Annotated in this window: 21 protein-coding genes; 13 read left to right on the forward strand and 8 right to left on the reverse strand. The window is 66.6% G+C overall.

What is annotated here, in order from left to right; all coding sequences use genetic code 11:
* Positions 1-232 precede the first annotated feature (232 nt).
* Together FHW81_RS10325 and FHW81_RS10330 are read left to right on the forward strand one after the other, a co-directional pair.
* On the forward strand, positions 233-1,084 hold the full coding sequence (locus FHW81_RS10325) for a mechanosensitive ion channel family protein (RefSeq protein WP_003095599.1): 852 nt from the start codon (positions 233-235) through the stop codon (positions 1,082-1,084).
* 186 nt (positions 1,085-1,270) lie between these two features.
* Positions 1,271-1,966, forward strand: a complete 696-nt coding sequence (locus FHW81_RS10330; RefSeq protein ID WP_003095596.1) for a peptidoglycan DD-metalloendopeptidase family protein — start codon at positions 1,271-1,273, stop codon at positions 1,964-1,966.
* Positions 1,967-1,978: 12 nt separating this feature from the next.
* On the opposite strand, the gene FHW81_RS10335 is transcribed toward FHW81_RS10330, so the two are convergent.
* Positions 1,979-2,566, reverse strand: coding sequence for a TIGR00730 family Rossman fold protein (locus tag FHW81_RS10335; RefSeq protein WP_003109460.1), 588 nt, complete (start codon positions 2,564-2,566; stop codon positions 1,979-1,981).
* A gap of 275 nt (positions 2,567-2,841) precedes the next feature.
* On the opposite strand from FHW81_RS10335, the gene azu reads away from it, so the two are divergent.
* A complete protein-coding gene (gene azu / locus FHW81_RS10340) occupies positions 2,842-3,288 on the forward strand; it encodes an azurin (RefSeq protein ID WP_003095591.1) in 447 nt (148 codons plus the stop codon).
* A 68-nt stretch (positions 3,289-3,356) separates the two neighbouring features.
* On the opposite strand, the gene choE is transcribed toward azu, so the two are convergent.
* The 4 genes from choE to FHW81_RS10360 form a co-directional block, all read right to left on the reverse strand.
* Positions 3,357-4,280 (reverse strand): cholinesterase ChoE, encoded by a 924-nt coding sequence (gene choE, locus FHW81_RS10345; RefSeq protein ID WP_003116174.1) that lies wholly within the window; start codon positions 4,278-4,280, stop codon positions 3,357-3,359.
* Between the two features lie 133 nt (positions 4,281-4,413).
* Positions 4,414-5,241 (reverse strand): ammonia-dependent NAD(+) synthetase, encoded by an 828-nt coding sequence (gene nadE / locus FHW81_RS10350; RefSeq protein WP_003099998.1) that lies wholly within the window; start codon positions 5,239-5,241, stop codon positions 4,414-4,416.
* 28 nt (positions 5,242-5,269) lie between these two features.
* Positions 5,270-6,469, reverse strand: a complete 1,200-nt coding sequence (pncB, locus tag FHW81_RS10355) for a nicotinate phosphoribosyltransferase (protein ID WP_003099996.1) — start codon at positions 6,467-6,469, stop codon at positions 5,270-5,272.
* Positions 6,470-6,471: 2 nt separating this feature from the next.
* Positions 6,472-7,131 carry a nicotinamidase gene (locus tag FHW81_RS10360; RefSeq protein WP_003095584.1) on the reverse strand — a complete coding sequence of 220 codons (660 nt, stop codon included), beginning with the start codon at positions 7,129-7,131 and terminating at the stop codon, positions 6,472-6,474.
* Between the two features lie 109 nt (positions 7,132-7,240).
* On the opposite strand from FHW81_RS10360, the gene FHW81_RS10365 reads away from it, so the two are divergent.
* The gene (locus FHW81_RS10365) at positions 7,241-7,843 is read left to right on the forward strand and encodes an adenylyltransferase/cytidyltransferase family protein (protein ID WP_003125444.1); all 603 of its coding nucleotides are present in this window, start codon (positions 7,241-7,243) and stop codon (positions 7,841-7,843) included.
* Between the two features lie 14 nt (positions 7,844-7,857).
* On the forward strand, positions 7,858-8,553 hold the full coding sequence (locus tag FHW81_RS10370) for an NUDIX domain-containing protein (RefSeq protein ID WP_003095579.1): 696 nt from the start codon (positions 7,858-7,860) through the stop codon (positions 8,551-8,553).
* Positions 8,554-8,599: 46 nt separating this feature from the next.
* On the opposite strand, the gene FHW81_RS10375 is transcribed toward FHW81_RS10370, so the two are convergent.
* Positions 8,600-10,225 carry a methyl-accepting chemotaxis protein gene (locus tag FHW81_RS10375; protein ID WP_017148625.1) on the reverse strand — a complete coding sequence of 542 codons (1,626 nt, stop codon included), beginning with the start codon at positions 10,223-10,225 and terminating at the stop codon, positions 8,600-8,602.
* A gap of 56 nt (positions 10,226-10,281) precedes the next feature.
* On the reverse strand, positions 10,282-11,220 hold the full coding sequence (locus FHW81_RS10380) for a LysR substrate-binding domain-containing protein (protein WP_012614609.1): 939 nt from the start codon (positions 11,218-11,220) through the stop codon (positions 10,282-10,284).
* 619 nt (positions 11,221-11,839) lie between these two features.
* Here FHW81_RS10380 and FHW81_RS10385 point away from each other — a divergent pair.
* The 8 genes from FHW81_RS10385 to FHW81_RS10420 all read left to right on the forward strand — a co-directional run bounded on the left by FHW81_RS10385 (position 11,840) and on the right by FHW81_RS10420 (position 19,751).
* A complete protein-coding gene (locus FHW81_RS10385; RefSeq protein WP_003099985.1) occupies positions 11,840-12,964 on the forward strand; it encodes a branched-chain amino acid ABC transporter substrate-binding protein in 1,125 nt (374 codons plus the stop codon).
* Positions 12,965-13,198: 234 nt separating this feature from the next.
* Positions 13,199-14,113, forward strand: a complete 915-nt coding sequence (locus tag FHW81_RS10390; protein WP_034054482.1) for an ABC transporter permease subunit — start codon at positions 13,199-13,201, stop codon at positions 14,111-14,113.
* A 10-nt stretch (positions 14,114-14,123) separates the two neighbouring features.
* Entirely contained in the window at positions 14,124-15,401 is a 1,278-nt protein-coding gene (gene livM / locus FHW81_RS10395; RefSeq protein ID WP_003123558.1) for a high-affinity branched-chain amino acid ABC transporter permease LivM, read from the forward strand.
* Positions 15,398-16,270 carry an ATP-binding cassette domain-containing protein gene (locus FHW81_RS10400; protein ID WP_003095566.1) on the forward strand — a complete coding sequence of 291 codons (873 nt, stop codon included), beginning with the start codon at positions 15,398-15,400 and terminating at the stop codon, positions 16,268-16,270. The genes livM and FHW81_RS10400 overlap by 4 nt, the downstream gene beginning before the upstream one ends.
* The gene (locus FHW81_RS10405) at positions 16,267-16,983 is read left to right on the forward strand and encodes an ABC transporter ATP-binding protein (protein ID WP_060774300.1); all 717 of its coding nucleotides are present in this window, start codon (positions 16,267-16,269) and stop codon (positions 16,981-16,983) included. The genes FHW81_RS10400 and FHW81_RS10405 overlap by 4 nt, the downstream gene beginning before the upstream one ends.
* A 70-nt stretch (positions 16,984-17,053) precedes the next feature.
* The gene (locus FHW81_RS10410) at positions 17,054-17,956 is read left to right on the forward strand and encodes an ornithine cyclodeaminase family protein (RefSeq protein ID WP_060774299.1); all 903 of its coding nucleotides are present in this window, start codon (positions 17,054-17,056) and stop codon (positions 17,954-17,956) included.
* A 256-nt stretch (positions 17,957-18,212) separates the two neighbouring features.
* Positions 18,213-18,974: an SDR family oxidoreductase gene (locus FHW81_RS10415; protein ID WP_003095557.1), complete on the forward strand. Its 762-nt coding sequence runs from the start codon at positions 18,213-18,215 to the stop codon at positions 18,972-18,974.
* A 63-nt stretch (positions 18,975-19,037) separates the two neighbouring features.
* Complete coding sequence (locus tag FHW81_RS10420; RefSeq protein ID WP_003109450.1) at positions 19,038-19,751, forward strand: GntR family transcriptional regulator; 714 nt, start codon at positions 19,038-19,040, stop codon at positions 19,749-19,751.
* Here the strand turns inward: FHW81_RS10420 and FHW81_RS10425 are convergent.
* Positions 19,748-20,701, reverse strand: a complete 954-nt coding sequence (locus FHW81_RS10425) for a PDR/VanB family oxidoreductase (protein WP_004347710.1) — start codon at positions 20,699-20,701, stop codon at positions 19,748-19,750. The two genes, FHW81_RS10420 and FHW81_RS10425, sit on opposite strands and share 4 nt — an antisense overlap.
* Between the last annotated feature and the right edge of the window lie 8 nt (positions 20,702-20,709).

Here is a 20,709-nt window from a genome sequence, read left to right on the forward strand (position 1 = left end):
CGCGGAGGCCCTGCCGCCTGGGACTCCCGGACCTTTTCACCCAGGTTGTCCACAGCCTCGCCCACGCCGTTTGGGGACAACGAAGCGCTGCTCCGGCAAATTCGCGGCGCCGTGCTAGCTTTTCCAGAATCCGCTACGGACGTTGTCGGGCCAAGGGCCGGAGCCTGCCTTTCCGGTGCCAGGGGCGGTTCTCGTACGGAGCCAGACTCCTTCCTTGCGCACGGTGAGCGATATGGATGACACGACGATCGTCAACGTAGGTACCGAGAAGATCAACGCGCTCTGGGCGACGGTGTCCCAGTACGCCTTCGCCTTCGGCATCAAGATTCTCGCGGCCATCGCCTTCTGGGTGATCGGCCGCTGGCTGATCGGCTTCGCCGTCGGCATGGTGCAGAAATCCCTCGAGCGGCAAAAGGTCGATCCCACCGTGCTGCGCTACGTGGGTTCGTTCATCACGGTGACCCTGAACGTGCTGCTGGTGGTGGGCATCCTCGGTTTCTTCGGCATCCAGACCACCAGCCTGGCGGCGCTGATCGCGGCGGTCGGCCTGGCCATCGGCATGGCCTGGTCGGGATTGCTGGCGAACCTGGCGGCCGGCGGTTTCATCATCGTCCTGCGGCCGTTCAAGGTCGGCGACTTCATCTGCGCCGGCGGAGTGACCGGCACGGTCAAGGAGATCGGCCTGTTCACCACGGCGATCAACACTCCGGACAACGTGCTGACCATGGTCGGCAACAACAAGATATTCGGCGACAACATCCAGAACTTCACCCACAACCCGTTCCGCCGGGTCGAGTTGAAGGCGCAGCTTTCCGGTGCCGCCGACTACCAGGCGGCCATCGCCCTGCTCAAGCAGCGCGTCGCGGCGATTCCCAACGTGCTCGGCGAGCCGCCGGTGGACGTGGAGATCCTCGAGTTCAACCTGGTCGGGCCGGTGCTGGCGGTGCGCCCGTATTGCCACAACGACCATTACTGGCAGGTCTATTTCGATACCAACAAGGTGATCAAGGACGCCCTCGGCGCCGACTTCCCGGCACCGATGCCGGCGCAGACGGTGATCGTGCAGCAGTCCGCCGGCGCCTGACGTTTCCCGCTCGGCACCGACGCCCCGTCCTGCGGGGCGTTGGCGTTTGTGCGCGGACCGGGTGGCGGGCCGCGCGGAGAAAACGGGCCATCGGCGAGTCCAACGGGCACCCCGGCGAACAAGGTATAGTGCGGGCCTGCAACCGTCGCCGCAGCCGGCCGGGTTTCATCGGGAAAAGGATTCCGTGTGTTCTTCAGATTGCTCTTGATCGCCGTCCTGCTGGCGGTATCCGCGTGCAGCTCCAAGGCTCCCGGCCCGGGGGCGTCGGTGCCGAAGGTCGTGCGCGGCGAGTATCGCGTCAAGCGCGGCGACACCCTCTATTCGATCGCCACCCGGCACGGCTGGAACTACAAGGACCTGGCGCGCGCAAACGGCATCCGCCCGCCCTACGCGGTCAAGGTCGGCCAGGTAGTGCGCTTCGACGGGCGCAAGTCGACCTACGTCGCCAGCAGCCGCTCCTCGTCGAGCAGCCGTGCGCGCAAGCCGCCGCCTCCGCCGCCGTCGGTGACCCTGCGCGGCTGGCAGTGGCCGATGAAGGGGCCGGTGATCCGCCGCTTCTCCAGTTCCGACAAGCTCAACAAGGGCATCCGCATCGCCGGCACCCTGGGCCAGCCGGTACAGGCCTCGCTGGCCGGCAAGGTGGTGTTCGCGGTGAACAACATGCGTGGCTACGGCAACCTGGTGATCATCCAGCACGGTACCTCGTACACCAGCACCTACGCGCACAACAGCCGCTTGCTGGTGAAGGAGGGGCAGATGGTCAGCAAGGGCCAGAAGATCGCCGAGGCCGGTTCCTCGGATGCCGACCGGGTGCAACTGTACTTCGAGATCCGCCAGAACGGCCGGCCGCTCGACCCGCTGAGCCTGCTGCCGCCGTCCTGAGAGAGGAGCGGATCACTGCGGGGTGCGGTCGACCCACTTCGGCGCCACGCTTGGCGTCCAGGCGGCGAGGGCATCGAGCAGCGCCTCCGGGCTGGCACCGCGCTGCAGCATGCCGCGGTGTTCGGCGCGGACGAAGCGTTCGTCGACCAGGTGGTCGAGGAAGGTCAGCAGCGGATCGTAGAAACCGTTCACTTCGAGCAGGCCCAGCGGCTTGGCGTGGTAGCCCAGTTGGCCCCAGGTCCAGACCTCGAACAGCTCTTCCAGGGTGCCGAGCCCGCCGGGCAGGGCGATGAAGGCGTCGGCCAGCTCGGCCATGCGCGCCTTGCGCGCGTGCATGCCGTCTACCACTTCCAGGCGGGTCAGGCCCTTGTGGCCGATCTCGGCCTCCTGCAGGCTCTGCGGGATGATCCCGATCACTTCGCCGCCGGCGGCCAATGCGGCGTCCGCCACGGTGCCCATCAGACCGACCGCGCCGCCACCGTAGACCAGGGTCAGGCCGCGCTCGGCCAGGTGCCGGCCGAGGGCCACGGCGGCTTCCTGGTAGACCGGGGAAGCGCCGGGGCTGGCGCCACAGAATACGCAGACGGAACGCAAGGTCATGATCGACTCCTGTCGGGGGTGGAAAAAGGCGCACAGGGTAGCGGCTGGGAGCGCTTCGACCAAGCCGTGCGAAGCATTGCCGGACGTTGCGTCGCAGGCGCGAAGCGGCACATCTGTGCTAAAACAGGAGTTCCCCGTAGTAAACGCCGGGCAGATCCCGCTCGATGCCCCGCCACGTCCGGTTCGGGTTTGACCTGAATCAGTGGAACTCGGTGCCCGATCGGGCAGTCTGCTCTTTCAGGATTCATCGCCCAACCTGCCTAGGAGGCTGCTCCATGCTACGTAAACTCGCTGCGGTATCCCTGCTGTCCCTGCTCAGTGCGCCGCTGCTGGCTGCCGAGTGCTCGGTGGACATCCAGGGTAACGACCAGATGCAGTTCAACACCAATGCCATCACCGTCGACAAGAGCTGCAAGCAGTTCACCGTCAACCTGTCCCACCCCGGCAACCTGCCGAAGAACGTCATGGGCCACAACTGGGTACTGAGCACCGCCGCCGACATGCAGGGCGTGGTCACCGACGGCATGGCTTCCGGCCTGGACAAGGATTACCTGAAGCCCGACGACAGCCGCGTCATCGCCCACACCAAGCTGATCGGCTCGGGCGAGAAGGACTCGGTGACCTTCGACGTCTCCAAGCTGAAGGAAGGCGAGCAGTACATGTTCTTCTGCACCTTCCCGGGCCACTCCGCGCTGATGAAGGGCACCCTGACCCTGAAGTGATGCGCGAGCGATCCGCTGCATGAAAAAGCCCGGCCGCTGCCGGGCTTTTTCATGGGCGCGCGCCGGGCTCAGCGCGCGTAGCGTGCCGCCATCGCCTCGCCGGCCAGTTGGTGCACGCGCCGGGTCGGATGCCACTCGTCCCAGAAGTAGTACTGGTCCGGGTTGGCGCAGGCCGGGCGGACGCTGGGCTGGGTCGGCTGGCAGGGCGCGTCCAGCTCCACCAGGCCGTAGCGTGCCGGGTTGCGCCGCAAGTGGCGGCTGAAGGTGAGATGGTCGAACCAGCTCAGCTCCAGGCCGCGGGTCTTGCGCAGGGCGGCGAGCTGGATCGGCAGGCTGGCGTTGACTGCCTGCAGGTAGCGCTGCGCCCGCTCGACCCGGTTACCGACGACCACCGCCGGGACCACGCTCAGGTCGGTCGAACTGACCACCAGGAAGCGTCGTGCGCCGGCCTCTCCGAGACGCTGCACTGCGGCGCGGATGTTCGCCACGCTGCTGCCGGCCAGTTGTTCCAGGGGCTGCTCGCCGGCGAAATCCTCGTGCTCGAAGAAATCGTTGGCGGAGACGAAGATGAAGTGCAGCGCCTGGCCATCGACCGGCTTGCCGTCCAGCGTGGCGAGGTAGGCGTCGACCTGGCCGGCGAGGCCGGTATGGCGGTAGGCGCTCATCCAGCCGTAGTAGTTGTCCGCTCCGCTCTTGGCGCCGCCCACCGCATGGTCGGCCAGTTGCGCACCAAGCTGGCGGGCGAGCACCTCGACGGCGGTCGGGCCGTTGCTCCAGCGGCCCTGCCAGTAGACTTCGCCGGGCAATGCCTGGGCGCCGGCGATGCCCTTGGCGAGCATCTCGCGGGTCAGTCGCTGGCTTTCGCCGTTGTCCGAATAGCTGTCGCCGAAGGCGTGGATCTGCCGTACCGGCGCGAGCAGCGGGGATGTGTGTCCGCAGGCCTGGCCGGCCAGCAGGACACCGAGGAGCAGGGCGGGGAGACGGGTGCGCATGGCTGGCCTTCGCAGGGATACAGCTTCCTTCTAGCGCGCCGCCGCGCGGACTTGAAGACCTGGTTGCGACAGGCACATTCCCGCCCGCGACAAAGGCCCGTCGACGACGGGCCTGCCGCACGGACCGGGAGGCTCAGGGCGCCTTCGGCAGTTCGCGCTTGTGCTGGGTCTTGTGGTAGGTGTCGACGATCACCCGCGCAGCTTCCTCGCGCAGCGGCTGGCCGTGCAGGAAGGCGTCGATCTCGGCATAGGTGACGCCGTGGGAAGCCTCGTCCGGATGGCCGGGGCGCAGGTCCTCGAGGTCGGCGGTGGGGATCTTCTCCACCAGGTTCTCCGGAGCGCCGAGGGCGCGGGCGAGGGCGCGTACCTGATGCTTGGCCAGGCCGCTGAGCGGAGCCAGGTCGCAGGCGCCATCGCCGAACTTGGTGAAGAACCCCATGACCGCCTCGGCGGCATGGTCGGTGCCGATCACCAGGCCGCCGCGGGCGCCGGCGATGGCGTACTGGGCGACCATGCGGATGCGCGCCTTGATATTGCCGATGACGAAGTCGCTCTTCGCCGGCTCGAGTCCTTCCAGGGCTTCCAGCTGTTCCGCCAGGGCTTTCACCGACGGACCGATGTTGACGGTCTGCTCTTCGTCGGCGCGGATGGTCGCCAGCGAGGCCTGGGCATCGGCCTCGTCCTGCTGCACCTGGTAGGGCAGGCGCACGGCGATGAAGCGGTAGGCCTGGTCGCCGGTCTGCTCGCGCAGTTGCTCGACGGCGCGCTGGGCCAGCAGGCCGGCGGTGAGCGAGTCGACGCCGCCGCTGATCCCCAGCACCAGGGTCTTCAGCCCGGAATCCTTCAGGCACTGCTGGATGAAGGCGATGCGCCGGGCGATCTGCGCCTGCACGTCGGCCTCCGACTGGAACGGCGGCTGGACCTGCAGGGCTTGGGCGATGTCGCGTTGGATCTGTTGCATGTTCGGGCTCCCGTTAGGTGCGAAAGGATTAGGCCGGCACGTTGAAGACGTGGCGGAGGTAGGCGACGAAGTTCTCGTCGCGGCATTGGGTCTTGCCCGGGGCGTCGGATATCTTCGCCACCGGATGGCCGTTGCAGGCCGTCATCTTCAGGACGATGTTCATCGGCTCGACCCCCGGAATGTCGCAGGTCAGGTTGGTGCCGATGCCGAAGCTGACGTTGATCTTGCCACGTAGCGCGCGGAACAGCTGCAACGCCTTGGGCATGTCCAGCCCGTCGGAGAACACCAGGGTCTTGCTCAGCGGGTCGATACCCAGGCGGCGGTAGTGGGCGATGGCTTTCTCCGCCCAGGCCAGCGGGTCGCCCGAATCGTGGCGCAGGCCGTCGAAGAGCTTGGCGAAGTACAGGTCGAAGTCGTCGAGGAAGGCATCCATGGTAATGCAGTCGGTCAGGGCTATGCCGAGCTGTCCGCGGTACTCGCGGACCCAGCAGTCCAGCGCCGCTTGCTGGCTGTCGACCAGCCGCGGGCCGAGTTGCTGGTGGGCCATCAGCCATTCGTGGGCCATGGTGCCGATCGGCTTGAGGTCGTACTCGCGGGCCAGGTGCACGTTGCTGGTGCCGACGAAGCGCCCGGGGAAGTCGCGCTTGAGGATATGCACCACTTCCTCCTGGGTGCGGTAGGAGAAGCGCCGGCGGGTGCCGAAGTCGGCGACCTGGAATTCCGCGAGTTCCTCGCTGCTGGCCTGGGCGGAGAGCCAGTCGAGCTTGCGATAGAGCTGCTCGCCGACCTGTTCCAGGACCACCTCGCGGTAGCGATAACGGTTGCGCACCTCGCTGACGATGGCCAGCAGCGGCACCTCGAAGAGGATCACGTGCAGCCATGGGCCGCGCAGGCGGATTGCCAGTTGGCCATCCTCGATGCCGGTGTGCACGTAGCGCAGGTTGAAGCGGAACAGGCTGAGGAAGCGGATGAAGTCCGGCTTCATGAACGGGATGCGTTCGAGGAAGGCGAGCTGGTCGGCGGTTACCTCGACTTCGGCGAGGCGCTCGATCTGGTAGCGGATCTCCGCCAGGTACGGACGCAGGTCCTCGGCGTTGCGGCAGCGGAATTCCCACTCCACTTCGGCGTTGGGGTAGTTGTGCAGCACCGCCTGCATCATGGTCAGCTTGTAGAAATCGGTATCGAGCAGGTTCTGCACGATGCGCTCGGCAAAGACGCTTTCGGCCATGTTCACTTCTCCTTGTCGGCGCCGGCGAGGGCGCTATCCAGTCGTTCCAGGTCGGCGCAGAGGATCACCCCGGCGTCGCGCATCTCGTCGCAGGCCCGCTGCGCGGTGTCCTCGGCGATGGCCCGGCAGGCGGGCAGGTAGAGCAGCACCTCGAAACCGGCGCGGCGCAGTTGCAGGGCGGTGTTCTTCACGCAGTAGTCCAGCGCCAGGCCACCCACCAGCACATGGCTCACGCCATTCTGCCTCAGGTATTCGATGACCCCGGTGCTGCGGCGTTCCGCCAGATCGTGGTAGCAGGCGCCGTAGGGATGCAGGTCCGGCTCCACGCCCTTCCAGACGAAGAAGTCGTAGTCGATCGGCCGCGGCAGTTCGTCGAGCAGCTCGAAACCCGGCGTACCCGGTACGCAGTGGCTCACCCAGGTCAGGTCGGCATCCGGATAGGCCAGCGGCCGCAGCATCTGCTCGGCGCTTTCCACTACCCAGGCAGCCTTCGGGCTGTGCGCGTCCTTGCTGCCCAGGCGCAGCGCGGCGCGGCTGGCCAGTTGGTTGAGGGCGGCGCCGATGGCGTCGCCGCCGGGCACCGGCAGTTCGTCCGGGCACAGCGGGGTGAAGCCTTTCTGGGCGTCGACATCGAAGCTGGCGATCTTGCTGGGACGATTCATGGAAGCCTCCGCTTGACGGGTTGGGGCTGAATGTGGGTACATAATTCATCACGTGAAATAAGTCGTCAAGCACTTGTACTACAAAATTTCGCAGTGGAAGGTATTTTCTATGCGTGATGAAATAAGTTACCGGATTCGCCGACTGCCTGCCGGGATGAGCGGCGGACGCGCCCCCGACTTCGCCCTCGCGGTCTACGGTGGGGCGTTCGACCCGCCGCACCCCGGCCATGAGTCGGTGATCCGCCGGGCGCTGCTTTGCGCCGAACGGGTCGCCCTGGTGCCGAGCCACCGCCACGCCTTCGGCAAGCGCATGGGCGATTTCGAGCTGCGCTGCCGCTGGCTGGCGCGGCTGGCCCGGCGGATCGATCCGCGGCGGGTGTATTGCGAACCGATCGAAGCAGGATTGATGCCTGATTGTCCGGCGGTCTACAGCATCGACCTGCTGGAAGCGCTGGCCGCGCGTAGCGGCCTGGCGTCACCGCGGATCGCCCTGCTGATCGGCGCCGACAACGAGGCGGAGCTGCCGCGCTTCGAACGCGCCGCCGAATTGTGCTGGCGCTTCGGCCGGCTGGTGGCGGAGGAGCGGCTGCCGCTGCACAGCTCGATGATCCGCCAGCGCCTGCGTGAAGGGCTGGCGGTACCGGAGGCCTGGTGCCTGCCGGAAGTGAAGGACGAACTGCACTGCTATGGCGGCGAACGCCAGGCGGGCTGAAGAGAGGAGTGACGATGAGTTCAGCGGAAGTATTGGCCAGCGTGGATATCGTGGCGTTGCGCCTGAACCCCGGGCACGGACTGGAGCTGTTGCTGATCCGCCGCGCCCAGGCGCCTTTCGCCGGCCAGTGGGCCTTGCCCGGCGTGCTGGTCAACGGCCGCAGCGCCGACCACAGCCTCGACGACGCGGCGGTGCGCGCCCTGCGCGACAAGGCGCGGCTGGAGCCGGCCTACATCGAGCAGGTGGCCACGGTCGGCAACGCGGTACGCGACCCGCGCGGCTGGTCGCTGAGCGTGTTCTACCTGGTGCTGGTCGGTCCGGACACCCGGGTGGAGGACGACGACCTCGACTTCGTGCCGCTGCGCGACGTTCGCAGCGAGCGCTTCGCCCTGCCGTTCGACCACGCCCAACTGGTACAGCAGGCCTGCGAGCGCCTGGCGAGCAAGTCGGTGTACAGCGCCCTGCCGCTGTTCCTGCTGGCGCCGCGCTTCACCGTGGCCGAGGCGCTGAAGGCCTTCGAGTGCGCCATCGGCCAGGAAGTCCAGCATTCCAGCCTGCGCGGGCGCCTGGAGCGGATGAAGGAAGCTGGCTGGGTCGAGGACACCGGCGAACGCCAGCGTCCGCCCATGGGGCGCCCGCAACACGTCCTGCATTTCACCCCGAAGCCGGGCGGCGCCTTCGTTTTCGACCGCAGCCTGCTGGCGTCCTGACAAACGGGTGCGGCAGGGCCGGTGAGGCCGCTCCCTGCCGCGCTTGCTAGACGGTGAAGCGCTGGATCTGCTGCTCCAGTCCGTTTGCCAGCTTCGCCAGCTCGACACTGGAGGTGGAGGTCTTCACCGCGCCCTCGGCGACTTCGCCGATGCTGGCATTGAGCGAGTCGATGTTCTGGCTGACCTCGCTCGCGGTGGCGGTCTGTTCTTCCGTCGCCGTGGATATCTGCGCGTTGCTCTGGGCGATACCTTCGACCGCCTGGGCGATGAGACCGAGCGCCTTTCCCGCCTCGTGGGCGCGCTGGACGCTGACCTGGGCCTGCTCGCGTGACTGCTGCATCACGCTGACCGCGCTGCTGGCGTCTGCCTGCAGGGCTTCGATCATCTCGCGGATGGTTTCGGTGGCCTTGTGCGTATTGGTGGCCAGGCTGCGCACTTCATCGGCGACCACCGCGAACCCGCGTCCGGCCTCGCCCGCCCGTGCGGCTTCTATCGCGGCATTGAGGGCGAGCAGGTTGGTTTGCTGGGCGATGTTCTGGATGACTTCCAGAACGGTGCTGATTTCCTCGGTCTTGTTGCGTAGCGTGTCGATGACGGCTCCCGCCTCTCCGACCATGACCGACAGGCCCTGGATGGCGTCGAGGTTCGCATGCACGAGTCCGGTTCCGGTGTGCGCCTCGCTGTTCGCCGATTCCGCGCTGGCTGCGGCGGCCTGGGCGTTCCGCGCCACGTCCTGGACCGCCATGCTCATCTGGTGTACCGCCGTGGCGACCATGTCGGTCTGGTCGCCCTGGGACGTGGCGACATGGCTGACCTGGTTGCTGATGGCACTCATCTCGTCCGAGGTGATGGTGAGCTTCCTGGCTGTCTCGGCGAGATGCCGAAGCAGCGCCTGCTGGCTTTCCAGCATCATATTGAAGGCGCGCGCCGTATCGGACACTTCGTCGCGCCCGCGCGCATCGGCGCGGAGCGTGAGATTCGAGGAGTCCTGCACGCGGCGGATCACCCCGCGCAGATCGGAAAGCGGGCGCATGATCGACAGGCTGATGAACCAGGCCGCGGCGACGATGAGGACCAGGGCTGCGGCGCCGATGAGCAGGAAGGTGGTGCGCATGGAGTCGTAGCGTTTCTCCATCTGCTCGTTGAGCTTGGCGCCTTCACTGAGCTGCAGGTCGATCAGCGTCGACAGCGCGGTTCCCAGCGGATCGAACGCACCATACATCTCGCGATTGAACGTGCCGGCCTCGACGTTTCGCAGGCTTCCGGCCCTGGCCTGCTCGCCGTATGCCAGGGTCATCCGCTTGACCCGTTCCAGGGTGGGGACCAGCGACTCGATGATTTCCTTCTCGGCGGCAGTCCGGTGGTCTGCGGAATAGTCGGCCCACGACTTCTCGATGCGCGACAGCGCCCCACTCAACTCCTGCTGCAGGCGCTCTTCATCGAAGACCCCCGCACGGTACTTGTGCAGGGCGTCGACCACGCTGACCGCAACGGCGTCGGCGACGATCTTGAGCTGGCTGATGGGCTTCATCCGGTTGTTGAAAAGGTCCTGGAAGCTGGCATCGAGTCGACTGGCGTTGGCCAGCGCCATCGCGATGACCGTGACGAGCATCGTCAGCGGTAGCAGCGCCAGGACCAGCAGGCGGATTCGAACCGTGACGCCAGTGAGCATGGGACGTTCCGAGGTGAACCGAGTGAGAGTAAAGATGGTTCCGCGCAGCGGAAACGTCAAACCGGGCCGTGGCGCGTCTGGCGGGGGCCCGCTGAGGGTTGCTCCTGCTCCAGGCGCTCTACCATCCACTCGATGAAATGGCGCACCTTGGGGACTTCCGCGGCATGCTCGGGATAGGCCAGGTAGTAGGCCTCCTGGCTGGGCAGGGCGTGCGGCCAGGCGATCGCCAGCTTGCCTTCGGCGAGTTCCTCCTCGACCAGGAAGCGCGGTAGCAGGGCTACCCCGCAACCGGCCTGGGCGGCGCGGATGCACATGTAGAAGGTGTCGAAGCGTGGACCGTGGTAGCAACCCTGGCAATTTCGCTCCAGGCTGGCGAACCAGTCGTGCCAGGCCTCCGCGCGGCTGGCGTTCTGCAGCAGCACCAGCTCCGCCAGTTGGGTCGGTTCGTCCAGTCCGCCGGCCGGCAACAGGGATGGCGCGCAGACCGCCACCAGTTGTTCGCCGAACAGGCGGATGCACTCGGCGCCCGGCAGGGTGCCGGGGCCGAAGAAGAACGCCAGGTCGCAATGGCCCTGGCGCAGGTCGTCCGGTTCCAGTTCCTGGCGCAGGTCGAGGTGGATGTTCGGGTGGCGGTGGCGCCAGCCGTTCAGTTGCGGGATCAGCCAGCGCGCGCCGAAGGTCGGCGGGGTCGCCACTCGCAGCACTTCGGTCTCGCCGCCGTAGGAAAGCAGGAAGCGGGTGGACAGCTCTACCTGTTGCAGGATGCGTCGTACCTCGGCCAGGTACAGCTCGCCGGCCGGGGTCAGTTGCAAGCGCTTGCGCACCCGGCGGAACAGGGCGTGCTGCAGTTGCTCCTCGAGTTGCGCGACCTGCTTGCTCATGGCGCTCTGGGTCAGGCTCAACTCTTCGGCGGCGCGGGTGAAGCTCAGGTGCCGGGCTACCGCTTCGAAGCATTGCAGGGCGGTCATCGACGGCAGGCGGCGTTTGTTCAGCATGGCGGGTTTCCTGGCGCGGGTGGAGCGGGCGGAACGCGTTATATGAATAAACGGAATGACGTAGGGAGGAAAGCTCGCTTGCCGGAGTGCCGGGCGACGCTTATTACTGCCGGCAAGTCTCGCGATAGAGCATTCGCTGGCTTATGACGAATCCGTCACAGGGTTTTGCGCCGAACGTGGCGTCGCTAACGGATATGTTCATGTCGTATTCGAATCGACTTTTTCCGCCAAGTACCGAATTCCGGGAAGTTCATGTTCATATTAATTTTAAAAACCGCTCTGTCCTGCACTTTCATTGAAAAAGAGGACCTCAATTAGTGCGTGGAACGCACCAGTGACGTGCAGTTTCTAACCGCTTCAATATCGTTGTAGAGTTATTCCTAGGAACGGTTCAGGCCTTGTGAAGCCTGGGCTGTAGCTCTCCGAAGGGGATTCGGAGAAATGCCTAAATGACTGATTTCCAATAACAAAGATAAAAACGGAAAGGAGGGCTAAAGTTCTTGTGGCCGGCCACTCAGGAAAAAAACGAATGGCACGCCGCTTGCTCTGCCTGTTGAGCGAAACACAACAACAACATCGTAGTTACGAGCGCCAACATCATCCTCAGGAGCAACACCCCATGTCCAAGAAGCTGTTCAGAAAAGGCATCCTGGCTCTCGCGGTTTCATCCGTGATGGGTCTTTCCACGCATGCGCTGGCCGACGTCGTGATCGGCGTGGCCGGACCGCATACCGGCGCCAACGCCTCCTTCGGCGAGCAATACTGGCGCGGCGCGTCCCAGGCGGCGGAAGACATCAACGCGGCGGGTGGGATCAACGGCGAGAAGATCAAGCTGGTCAAGGCCGACGACGCCTGCGAACCGAAGCAGGCCGTGGCCGTGGCCAACCGCCTGGTGGACCAGGACAAGGCCATCGCCGTGGTCGGCCATTTCTGCTCTTCTTCGACCATCCCCGCATCCGAGGTCTACGACGAGGCCGGGATCATCGCCATCACCCCCGGTTCCACCAACCCGCAGGTCACCGAGCGCGGACTCTCCGGGATGTTCCGCATGTGCGGCCGCGACGACCAGCAGGGCGTGGTCGCCGGCGACTATATCGTCAACGTGCTCAAGGCCAAGAAGGTCGCGGTGATCCATGACAAGGACACCTACGGCCAGGGCCTGGCGGACGCCACCAGGGCGCAACTGAACAAGCTCGGCGTGAAAGAGGTTCTCTACGAGGGCCTGACTCGCGGCGAGAAGGACTTCAACGCGCTGGTCACCAAGATCCGCGCCTCCGGTGCCGAGGTCGTCTACTTCGGCGGCCTGCACCCGGAAGCCGGTCCGCTGGTACGGCAGATGCGCGAACAGGGACTGACCGCCAGGTTCATGTCCGACGACGGCGTGGTCACCGACGAACTGGCGACCACCGCCGGCGGTCCGCAGTACGTCAAGGGCGTGCTGATGACCTTCGGCGCCGACCCGCGGCTGATCCCCGACGGCAAGGCGGTGGTGGAGAAGTTCCGTGCCGGCGGTTTCGAGCCGGAAGGCTACACCCTCTACTCCTACGCCTCGATCCAGTCCCTGGCGGCGGCCTTCAACGGCGCCGGCGCCAACGATCCGGCCAAGGCCGCCGAGTGGCTGAAGTCGCATCCGGTGCAGACCGTGATGGGCAAGAAGGAATGGGACAAGAAGGGCGACCTGAAAGTCTCCGACTACGTGGTCTACGAGTGGGACGACAAGGGCAAGTACCACCAGTTGCCCTGATCGCGCTCGACCGCCATGCGCCGGGCACAGGTCCGGCGCATGGGTAAGTCCGGGAGCTGCTGAAGTGCTCGCCCGTGCTTGCCGCCGTAGTGCGGATTCACCGAAGACGTCTGCGTGTGGTCGGTCTGGAGTCCCGCGATCCGGGGCCGTTTCAGTAGCACCCGTCCGCTTTCACCGGCGAGCGCCGGCGCGCCTTACAAAGGCCGTCGCGATTCGCCCTGAAGAGACTGAAAAATGGACGGCATCTTCCTCCAGCAAATGATCAACGGGCTGACTCTCGGCTCGGTCTACGGCCTCATCGCCATCGGCTACACCATGGTCTACGGCATCATCGGCATGATCAACTTCGCCCACGGCGAGGTGTACATGATCTCCGCCTACCTGTCGGCCATCGCCCTTGCCCTGCTGGCCTTCTTCGGCCTGCAGAACTTCCCGCTGCTGATCCTCGGCACCTTGCTGTTCACCGTGCTGGTGACCTGCACCTACGGCTGGGTGATCGAGCGCATCGCCTACAAGCCGCTGCGCAACTCCACGCGCCTGGCGCCGCTGATCTCGGCGATCGGCATGTCGCTGATCCTGCAGAACTACGTGCAGGTGGTGCAGGGACCGCGCCAGCAGGGGATCCCGACCCTGCTCGACGGCGCCCTGAAATTCCACGTCGGCGACGGTTTCGTCCAGCTCACCTACACCAAGCTGTTCATCCTGATCGCTTCGCTGATCGGCATGGCGGTGCTGACCTACGTGATCCGCTACACCAAGCTCGGGCGCATGTGCCGGGCGACCCAGCAGGACCGCAAGATGGCTTCGATCCTGGGGATCAACACCGACCGGGTGATCTCCTACGTGTTCGTCATCGGCGCGGCGATGGCCGCCCTGGCCGGGGTGCTGATCACCATGAACTACGGCACCTTCGACTTTTACGCCGGCTTCATCATCGGCATCAAGGCGTTCACCGCGGCGGTGCTCGGCGGCATCGGCTCGCTGCCCGGGGCGATGCTCGGCGGCCTGGTGCTGGGAGTGGCCGAGGCGCAGTTCTCGGGGATGGTCAACACCGACTACAAGGACGTGTTCGCCTTCTCGTTGCTGGTACTGATCCTGATCTTCCGTCCCCAGGGCCTGCTCGGCCGCCCGCAGATCGCCAAGGTGTAAGGGGACGACGATGAGCAACGAGACTTCCATCGATCTCAAGCAGTGCGTCCTCGATGCCGTGCTCTCCGGGTTGATCGCCCTGGTGGTGTTCGGCCCCATCGTCGGCGTGGTCCTCGACGGCTACGGCTTCAACCTGCATTACGAGCGGGTCGGCTGGATCATCGCGATCGTGATGGCCGGGCGCTTCCTGCTCAGCCTCTACCTGCAGACCCGCGGCGGGCGGGCCGTGCTGGAGCGCTTCGAGGGGGCTGGCAGCGGCGTCCACGTCCTGCCGCCGGGCTACAAGACCCGCTTGCGCTGGATCGTGCCGCTGATCCTGATGGCCGCGGTGATCTTCCCTTTCTTCGCCAGCAAGTACCTGCTGGCGGTGGTCATCCTCGGCCTGATCTACGTGCTGCTGGGCCTGGGCCTGAACATCGTGGTCGGCCTCGCCGGGCTGCTTGACCTCGGCTACGTGGCCTTCTACGCCATTGGCGCCTATGGCCTGGCGCTGGGCTACCAGTACCTCGGCCTGGGCTTCTGGACCGTCCTGCCGCTGGCCGCGCTGACCGCCGCGGTGGCCGGGGCGATCCTCGGCTTCCCGGTGTTGCGCATGCATGGCGACTACCTGGCGATCGTCACCCTGGGCTTCGGCGAGATCATCCGCCTGGTACTGAACAACTGGCTGTCCTTCACCGGCGGGCCGAACGGCATGCCGGCGCCGGCGCCGACCTTCCTCGGCCTGGAGTTCGGCCGCCGGGCCAAGGATGGCGGGGTGCCGATCCACGAGTTCCTCGGCATCGCCTACAACCCCAACATGAAGTTCCTGTTCATCTACGTGGTGCTGTTCCTGGTCGTGCTGCTGGTGCTCTACATCAAGCACCGGCTGACCCGGATGCCGGTCGGGCGCGCCTGGGAGGCGCTGCGCGAGGACGAGATCGCCTGTCGCGCGATGGGCCTCAACCATGTGCTGGTGAAACTCTCGGCGTTCATGCTCGGCGCCTCCACCGCGGGACTGGCCGGGGTGTTCTTCGCCAGCTACCAGGGCTTCGTCAACCCGTCCTCGTTCAACTTCTTCGAGTCGGCGCTGATCCTCGCCATCGTCGTGCTCGGCGGCATGGGCTCGACGGTCGGGGTGGTGATCGCCGCCTTCGTCCTCACCGTGGCGCCGGAGCTGCTGCGCAGCTTCGCCGACATCCGCGTGCTGCTGCTCGGGATACTCATGGTGGTGATGATGATCTGGCGGCCGCGCGGGCTGATCCGCATCAGCCGGGTGGGCTTCGCCCCGCGCAAGGGGGTGGCGCCATGAGCGACAAGATCCTCAGCGTCGAGCACCTGATGATGCACTTCGGCGGCATCAAGGCGCTCAACGACGTCAACCTCGACGTCGAGCGCGGTTCGATCACCGCGCTGATCGGCCCCAACGGCGCCGGCAAGACCACCGTGTTCAACTGTCTCACCGGCTTCTACAAGGCCACCGGCGGCAACATCCTGCTCAACACCCAGGGGCGCACCACGGACGTCATCCAGGTGCTCGGCGAGCCGTTCCAGCTGGACGACTTCGTCAAGCCGCCGCAACTGGGCAGTCGCCTCTACTACAAGATGTTCGGCGGCACCCACCTGGTGAACCGCGCCGGGCTGGCGCGGACCTTCCAGAACATCCGCCTGTTCAAGGACATGTCGGTGGTGGAGAACCTGCTGGTGGCGCAGCACATGTTCGTCAACCGCAACCTGCTCGCCGGCATCCTCAACACTCCCGGCTATCGCCGCGCCGAGAGCGAGGCGCTGGACCACGCGTTCTACTGGCTGGAGGTGGTCGACCTGGTGGACTGCGCCAACCGCCTGGCCGGCGAGATGTCCTACGGCCAGCAGCGGCGCCTGGAGATCGCCCGGGCCATGTGCACGCGGCCGGAACTCATCTGCCTGGACGAACCGGCCGCCGGCCTCAACCCGGCCGAGACCCACGCCCTGAGCAACATCGTCCGCTACCTGCGCGACCACCACGGGATCACCGTACTGCTGATCGAGCATGACATGGGCATGGTGATGAACATCTCCGACCACATCATCGTGCTCGACCACGGCGACGTGATCGCCCGTGGCAACCCCGAACAGATCCGCCATGACGAGAAGGTGATCGCCGCCTATCTCGGTGCCGACGAAGAGGAGCTGTCATGAGCGCGGCGTTGCTGGAATTCCGTGAGGTGGACGTGTTCTACGGGCCGATCCAGGCGCTGAAGAAGGTCTCGCTGCAGGTCAACGAGGGCGAGACGGTGAGCCTGATCGGCGCCAACGGCGCGGGCAAGTCGACGCTGTTGATGTCGATCTTCGGCCAGCCGCGTGCGGCGGCCGGGCAGATCCTCTATCGCGGCCAGGACATCCGCCAGAAGTCGGCGCACTACGTGGCGTCCAACGGCATCGCGCAGTCGCCGGAAGGACGCCGGGTGTTCCCCGACATGAGCGTCGAGGAAAACCTGCTGATGGGTACCATTCCCATCGGCATGGACCACGCCGAGGAGGACATGCAGCGCATGTTCGAGCTGTTCCCGCGCCTGAAGGAGCGGCGCAACCAGCGCGCCATGACCATGTCCGGCGGCGAGCAGCAGATGCTCGCCATCGCCCGCGCGCTGATGAGCCGGCCGAAGTTGCTGTTGCTCGACGAGCCCTCCCTGGGCCTGGCGCCGATCGTGGTCAAGCAGATCTTCCAGACCCTGCGCGAGCTGGCCAGGAGCGGCATGACCATCTTCCTCGTCGAGCAGAACGCCAACCATGCGCTGAAGCTCTCCGACCGCGCCTACGTGATGGTCACCGGGGAAATCCGCATGAGCGGCAGCGGCGAAGAACTGCTCGGCAACCAGGAGGTGCGCGACGCCTATCTCGGCGGACATTGAGCGCGCCCCGCCCCGGCTGCCTGGCCGCCGGGGCGGGCGCTGCCCTGGAGCCACGGAGGAAACTCGACTTATGCACAGTCTGCGCTTTTTCAGCAACGCCGAGGTCGCCGAGCGCCTGGCTTATCCACAACTGATCGAGGCGTTGCGCATCGGCCTGGCCAAGCCTTGCAGCGCGCCGCTGCGCAACTGCCATGCCTTGCCGGCGCAGGCCTCGCTGCTACAGATGCCGGTGTGGCAAGCCGGCGCGGGGATCGGCGTGAAACTGGTGACGGTGTTCCCTGGCAATGGGGCGCGTGGCCTGCCGGCGGTGGCCGCGGTGTTCGCTCTGTTCGACGGCGAAGACGGTCGCCCACTGGCGTTGCTGGAGGCTTCGGAGCTGACCGCCCGGCGTACCGCCTGCAGCTCGGCGCTGGCCGCCGACTACCTGGCGCGGGACGATGCGCGGCGCCTGCTGGTGGTCGGCTGCGGAACCCTGGCTGCGCACATGGTGCGGGCCCACGCCTGCGTGCGCGACTATCGCCACATCGACATCTGGGGCCGCGATCCGGCCAAGGCCGCCGCGCTGGCCGCCCGGCTGCGCGAGGAGGGCTACCCGGCGCGAGCGGCCGACGGGTTGCGCGCGGCGGTGGAGGCGGCCGACTGCGTCAGTTGCGTTACCACCTCCCGCGAAGCGCTGGTGCGCGGCGCATGGCTGAAGCCGGGCGTCCATCTCGACCTGGTCGGCGCCTTCCTGCCGTCCATGCGCGAGACCGACGCCCTGGCGGTGGCGCGCGCGCGGGTCGTGGTGGATACCCGCGCAGGCGCGCTGGAAGAGGCCGGCGACCTGTTGCAGGCGATCGCCGAAGGCGCCATCGGGCGCGAGGCGATATCCACCGAACTGCGCGACTTGCTGAGCGGGGCAGGGCGGCGCGGCGATCCCGGGGAAATCACCCTGTTCAAGTCGGTGGGTTATGCGTGGCTGTTCAGAAAATGAACAGCGCTCGCGCCAGGTACTTATCCCCAACGCGTGGTCATCCCGCTGCCACAGTTGTTCAGGAAAACTGTGCGACGCCCTGTGGACAAGTTGGTGGCTGTTCGCTGCGGCCCAGGCACGGTGCGGGTTCCGCGAGGTTGGTCGTTTTTTGAGCAGACGCCTCGGCAAACTCGTGCGCAACTGTATGGCCAACCGGGCACGGCGAGGCTCTAGAATCCCCGGACATCGTTTTTCCGCCCCGTACGAGGAGATGCCCATGTCGTCCACCCTGTTCATCACCGGCGCCACCTCAGGCTTCGGCGAAGCCTGCGCCCGTCGTTTCGCCGAGGCCGGCTGGTCGCTGGTGCTCACCGGCCGTCGCGAGGAGCGTCTGCAAGCCCTGGCCGGTGAGCTTTCGGCGAAGACCCGGGTGTTGCCGCTGACCCTGGACGTGCGCGACCGCGCGGCGATGAGCGCGGCCGTGGACAACCTGCCGGAAGAGTTCGCCACCCTGCGCGGCCTGATCAACAACGCCGGCCTGGCGCTGGGCACCGACCCGGCGCAGTCCTGCGACCTGGACGACTGGGACACCATGGTCGACACCAACATCAAGGGCCTGCTCTACAGCACGCGCCTGCTGCTGCCGCGGCTGATCGCCCACGGCGCCGGGGCGAGCATCGTCAACCTGGGTTCGGTGGCCGGCAAGTGGCCCTATCCGGGTAGCCATGTCTACGGCGGCACCAAGGCTTTCGTCGAGCAATTCTCCCTGAACCTGCGTTGCGACCTGCAGGGCACCGGGGTGCGCGTGACCAACCTCGAGCCGGGGTTGTGCGAGAGCGAGTTCTCCCTGGTCCGCTTCGGCGGCGACCAGGCGCGCTACGACAAGACCTACGCCGGAGCCCATCCGATCCAGCCGGAAGACATCGCCGAGACCATCTTCTGGATCATGAACCAGCCCGCCCACCTGAACATCAACAGCCTCGAGATCATGCCGGTGAGCCAGTCCTGGGCCGGCTTCGCCATCCACCGCGAAAGCTGACCGGCGGAGGCGTCCGGGGCACGCTATGATGCCCCGGACGTCCCGATCGAATAAGCGAATTCCATGAGCAAACCGGGCCAACGCGTGCTGGCCGAGCTACGCAAGCTGATCGCTTCCGGCGAACTCGCCGCCGGCGAGCGCATCGTCGAGATTCCCACCGCCGAACGCCTGCAGGTCTCGCGCATGCCGGTGCGCATCGCCCTGCGTACCCTCGAGCAGGAAGGCCTGCTGTGCAAGACCGGGCGCGGCTACAGGGTGCGCGCGGTGACCCGCGAGGATATCGCCGGCGCGGTCGAGGTGCGCGGCGTTCTGGAAGGCCTGGCGGCACGCCAGGCGGCCGAGCGCGGGCTGTCCGCCGAGGCACGGGCGACCCTGGAGGAATGCCTGGCCGAGGGCGACCGATTGTTCGCCAACGGCCAGGTCCTGCTGGAGGAGCTGGAGCGCTACCAGCGCATGAACATGCGTTTCCACCGCACCATCATCGAGGCCAGCGGCAACCCGGCGATCGCCGTGGCGCTGGCGCGCAACGACCACCTGCCGTTCGCCTCGGTGAGCGCCCTGGCGGTGGATCGCGACAATCTCGAGCAGGAATTCCGCCGTTTCAACTTCGCCCACATGCAGCACCACGCGGTGGTCGACGCGCTGGTCAACGGCCAGGGCGCGCGCGCCGAGGCGATCATGCGCGAGCACGCCAACGCGACCTTGCGCTACGCCGACTACTTCGATCCGGCGCGGAAGGGCGTCACCGTGCTTCACGGCGACGTCGCCGCCGACTAGAGATCCAGCACCAGCCGTGGGCTGCGCGAACGCGAACAGCAGGGCGTGAAGCAATCGTTGGCGGCCTGCTCCTCTTCGCTGAGGTAGAGGTCGCGATGCTCCGGCTCGCCGTCCAGCACGCGGGTCAGACAGGTGCCGCAGATGCCCTGCTCGCAGGAGGCCGGCAGGTCCACCCCGGCTTCGCGCAGGGCCGCCAGCACGGTCTGCCCGGCGGCGACCCGGATCAGCGCCCCGTTGCTCGCCAACTGCACTTCGAAGGTGCCGTCCGCATTGGCGTCCCGTGGCGCGGCGGCGAAGTGCTCGCGATGCAAGCGGCTTGCTTCCCAGCCCAGTTCGCGGGCGCTTTCTTCGATCCACTGCATGAAGCCCGCCGGCCCGCAAAGGTATAGCTGGGCGTCGCGTGGACTGGCCGCCAGCAGGGCGCGAAGGTCCGCGCGGCGGCTGCTGTCGCCGTGGTCGAAGTGGCAGTACACGCGGTCGGCGAAGGCGCACCGGCCAAGGTAGTCGACGAAGGCCGCGCGCTCGGCGGAATGCGCGCAGTAGTGCAACTGGAAGTCGGCGCCATCGCGGGCCAGGCGTTCGGCCATCGCCAGCAGCGGCGTAATGCCGATGCCGCCGGCGAACAGCAGGCGCGGACCGGGCTCCGGCGACAGCGGGAAGAGATTGCGCGGCTCGCCGATGCGCAGCCGCTGGCCGACCCGCAGTTCGGCGTGCAGCGTGGCCGAGCCGCCGCGCGAGTCGCGGCAGCGGAGTACGGCGATACGGTAGTGGCGCGGCCGTTCGGCGGGGCCGCAGAGGGAGTACTGGCGGACCAGGCCGTTGGGCAGGTGCAGGTCGATGTGCGCGCCCGGCTCGAAGGACGGCAGTGCCGCCCCGTCGGCCCGGAACAGTTCGAAGCTGTGGATATCCTGCGCCTCCAGGCGGATGGCGCCGACGATGACCTCGATCATGGCGAAGG

Origin of the sequence: Pseudomonas sp. RC10-4-2 (assembly GCF_050433085.1) — a bacterium.
GTDB lineage: Bacteria > Pseudomonadota > Gammaproteobacteria > Pseudomonadales > Pseudomonadaceae > Pseudomonas > Pseudomonas aeruginosa.

Bases quoted from the DNA above. Each gene is read 5' to 3' on its own strand.
- FHW81_RS10385 (WP_003099985.1), top strand. From the start codon at position 11,840: ATGTCCAAGAAGCTGTTCAGAAAAGGCATCCTGGCTCTCGCGGTTTCA.
- FHW81_RS10335 (WP_003109460.1), bottom strand. From the start codon at position 2,566: ATGACCTTGCGTTCCGTCTGCGTATTCTGTGGCGCCAGCCCCGGCGCT.
- FHW81_RS10410 (WP_060774299.1), top strand. From the start codon at position 17,054: ATGCACAGTCTGCGCTTTTTCAGCAACGCCGAGGTCGCCGAGCGCCTG.
- FHW81_RS10390 (WP_034054482.1), top strand. From the start codon at position 13,199: ATGGACGGCATCTTCCTCCAGCAAATGATCAACGGGCTGACTCTCGGC.
- FHW81_RS10370 (WP_003095579.1), top strand. From the start codon at position 7,858: ATGAGTTCAGCGGAAGTATTGGCCAGCGTGGATATCGTGGCGTTGCGC.
- FHW81_RS10405 (WP_060774300.1), top strand. From the start codon at position 16,267: ATGAGCGCGGCGTTGCTGGAATTCCGTGAGGTGGACGTGTTCTACGGG.
- FHW81_RS10415 (WP_003095557.1), top strand. From the start codon at position 18,213: ATGTCGTCCACCCTGTTCATCACCGGCGCCACCTCAGGCTTCGGCGAA.
- azu (WP_003095591.1), top strand. From the start codon at position 2,842: ATGCTACGTAAACTCGCTGCGGTATCCCTGCTGTCCCTGCTCAGTGCG.
- livM (WP_003123558.1), top strand. From the start codon at position 14,124: ATGAGCAACGAGACTTCCATCGATCTCAAGCAGTGCGTCCTCGATGCC.
- FHW81_RS10400 (WP_003095566.1), top strand. From the start codon at position 15,398: ATGAGCGACAAGATCCTCAGCGTCGAGCACCTGATGATGCACTTCGGC.
- FHW81_RS10425 (WP_004347710.1), bottom strand. From the start codon at position 20,701: ATGATCGAGGTCATCGTCGGCGCCATCCGCCTGGAGGCGCAGGATATC.
- nadE (WP_003099998.1), bottom strand. From the start codon at position 5,241: ATGCAACAGATCCAACGCGACATCGCCCAAGCCCTGCAGGTCCAGCCG.
- choE (WP_003116174.1), bottom strand. From the start codon at position 4,280: ATGCGCACCCGTCTCCCCGCCCTGCTCCTCGGTGTCCTGCTGGCCGGC.
- FHW81_RS10365 (WP_003125444.1), top strand. From the start codon at position 7,241: ATGCGTGATGAAATAAGTTACCGGATTCGCCGACTGCCTGCCGGGATG.
- FHW81_RS10360 (WP_003095584.1), bottom strand. From the start codon at position 7,131: ATGAATCGTCCCAGCAAGATCGCCAGCTTCGATGTCGACGCCCAGAAA.
- FHW81_RS10380 (WP_012614609.1), bottom strand. From the start codon at position 11,220: ATGCTGAACAAACGCCGCCTGCCGTCGATGACCGCCCTGCAATGCTTC.
- FHW81_RS10420 (WP_003109450.1), top strand. From the start codon at position 19,038: ATGAGCAAACCGGGCCAACGCGTGCTGGCCGAGCTACGCAAGCTGATC.
- pncB (WP_003099996.1), bottom strand. From the start codon at position 6,469: ATGGCCGAAAGCGTCTTTGCCGAGCGCATCGTGCAGAACCTGCTCGAT.
- FHW81_RS10375 (WP_017148625.1), bottom strand. From the start codon at position 10,225: ATGCTCACTGGCGTCACGGTTCGAATCCGCCTGCTGGTCCTGGCGCTG.
- FHW81_RS10325 (WP_003095599.1), top strand. From the start codon at position 233: ATGGATGACACGACGATCGTCAACGTAGGTACCGAGAAGATCAACGCG.